2 protein-coding genes and 1 pseudogene are annotated in these 1376 nt (G+C 61.2%); all 3 read left to right on the top strand.

The window, feature by feature from the left end:
- Nucleotides 1–179, top strand: a pseudogene (locus FJ980_RS35660) (DNA alkylation repair protein); the annotation flags it as partial.
- Nucleotides 139–678, top strand: a complete 540-nt coding sequence (locus FJ980_RS31820) for a GNAT family N-acetyltransferase (protein ID WP_246676662.1) — start codon at nt 139–141, stop codon at nt 676–678. The pseudogene FJ980_RS35660 and the gene FJ980_RS31820, both read left to right, overlap by 41 nt.
- Nucleotides 679–763: 85 nt before the next feature.
- Complete coding sequence (locus FJ980_RS31815) at nt 764–1333, top strand: DUF3299 domain-containing protein (protein ID WP_140547470.1); 570 nt, start codon at nt 764–766, stop codon at nt 1331–1333.
- Nucleotides 1334–1376 lie beyond the last annotated feature (43 nt).

Here is a 1376-nt window from a genome sequence, read left to right as displayed (position 1 = left end):
TCAGCTGGGCGCTGCGGCAGATTGGCAAACGCTCGGCGGCGCTGCATGCCCCTGCCCTTGCGCTCGCGCAAAAGTTGGCCGGATCATCCGACAAGACGGCGCGCTGGATCGGCCGGGACGCCGTGAAGGAGTTAACGGATGCCAAAAGGCTGGAACGGCTCACCTCCAGAAAAAGCTGATCTTGCCGATATCCGGTTCACGGAGGTGACGCCGGCAACACGCGGCGACTTCGAGATATTGTTCGAGCAGCCGGGTGCGCCAAAATATTGCTGGTGCATGGCGTGGCGGCAGTCCGTCCGCGAGCACATCCCGAATGATGAGAAAAAGCGCCAGATGATGGCACTTATCGATGCCGGCAGGCCGGTCGGCATCCTCGCCCAGATCGACGGCAAGACCGTTGCCTGGTGTTCGGTCGCGCCGCGCGAAACCTACCGAAGGCTTTCAAAGCGGCAGGACGACAGCGAGACGGGGGTATGGTCCATCGTCTGCTTTTATGTGCCAAGGGCTTTGCGCGGCCGCGGTTTTGCTTTCGCATTGTTCGATGCGGCCATTGACCACGCGTTCGCCAAGGGGCGCATATCATTGAGGCCTATCCGGTGGGCGAGGCATCGCCGAGCTACCGTTTCATGGGGTTTCGCGACATGTTTGCGGCGCGCGGCTTTCACGACGCCGGCATGACCGGTTCTCGCCGGCATGTAATGCGGCTCGAGCGTTGACGTCGCCGGTGGCGGTGTCTTTACTCGAACGCAAAGGAAAACGTCCGATGACCAAACGTCTGATAGCCATGGCAGCGTTCGCGGGCGCGATGTCGGCTTTTACAGCCGCCCTCGCTTCGGCCGAGACCACACACATATTCTGGAAGGATTTGCGCCCGGCGACCCAGGCGGTTGCCGAAGAAGCTGGCCTGCCGATGATCGCGGCAAACTTGCCCGATCGCGGCGAGACGTTATCCCTCGGCCTGCAGGACAAGACCATACAAATAGCCGGCTATGCGTTGCCGGTCGATCGCGAAGGCGATCTTGTCTATCAATTCCTACTGGTGCCGTGGACCGGCGCCTGCAGCCACATGCCGACACCACCACCCAACCAGATCGTCCTGGTCACCCCGGCTCAGCCCTACAAAATATCGCGGGCCTACCAGCCGGTTTCCGTAACCGGCGCGCTGAAACCAGGCATGGAGAAGAGCCAGCTTTTCATCCTGGACGGCGTCTCGGTCATCCAGTCGGGCTATACCGGGCGCAAGGCAGGCGTGACCGGCGTCGACACCGTGCCGGACACAATAACCCTACCGGTCAACTCGCCTTGGACTTTCCTCAACAAAAAGAAGAACTAAGCAAGGCGAGCTTGCGTGACCTTGCATGCACCAAGGCCACGCG

Origin of the sequence: Mesorhizobium sp. B1-1-5 (assembly GCF_006443065.1) — a bacterium.
Taxonomy (GTDB): domain Bacteria; phylum Pseudomonadota; class Alphaproteobacteria; order Rhizobiales; family Rhizobiaceae; genus Mesorhizobium.
This window is presented reverse-complemented; position numbering and strand designations above follow the sequence as displayed.